This window comes from Streptomyces sp. CO7, assembly GCF_053474865.1.
Map to the genome: position 1 here is coordinate 1471531 of NZ_JBRIOU010000002.1, position 746 is coordinate 1472276.

Sequence of the window (746 nt, forward strand, 5' to 3'; positions counted from 1 at the left end):
GAGCAGCGCCTCCTCCAGACGGCGGCCGGCCGCCTCCAGCAGCGGAAGCCGCGCCGCGCCGCCGGGATGCGCCAGCCGCCGCAGCCCGGCCTGCACCAGTTCCGCCTCCGCCTCCGCCCGCGACAGCCGGCCGCCGGTGAACACCCGCACCCGGCCACCGCCACACAGCAGCACCCGCACCCGGTCCTCGAGCACCACCAGCTCGACCAGCTGCGCGCCGTCGCGGTCCAGGCGCTCCAGCAGCGCCGCCGGGTCGAACCGGCGGCCGTCGCCGCCCGCCCCCGCGCCGCGGGCCCGCAGCGTCCGGGACCGGATCTCCCGCTCCAGGCGCCGCTGCTCGCGCTCCAGCACCGGCACCGGACGGCCGTCCCGGCGCGCCTCCTCGGCCCGGGACGCGATCTCCCGGAACGACGCCAGGTCCGCCAGCAGCCCGGGATCGGCGGGCGGCCGGGCGGCCGGCGCGGCCAGTGCCGCCGCCCGCCACCGCTCGCTCCACTCCAGCAGCCGCCGGGCGCCGCCGGAGGCCAGCGCGGCCTCCTGGCCCAGTGCCGCCAGTTCCTCGCCCTGCTCGGTGACCCGGGCCCGCAGCTCCGGCGCGCCCAGCGTGGTGCGGTGCCCGTCCAGCACGTCCAGCCCGTGCCGGCAGGCCCGCAGCACACCGCGACGCGACCCGGCGGCCCGGGCCCGCAGCGCCTGCGCCACCCAGCCCGTCACCCGCGCCTGCGGCGCACCGCCGTGCCGGGCCC

1 pseudogene is annotated in these 746 nt (G+C 81.6%); it reads right to left on the reverse strand.

The features are described 5' to 3' along the window. Nucleotides 1-746 (reverse strand): annotated as a pseudogene (locus ACOV8S_RS08730) (CHAT domain-containing protein); the annotation flags it as partial.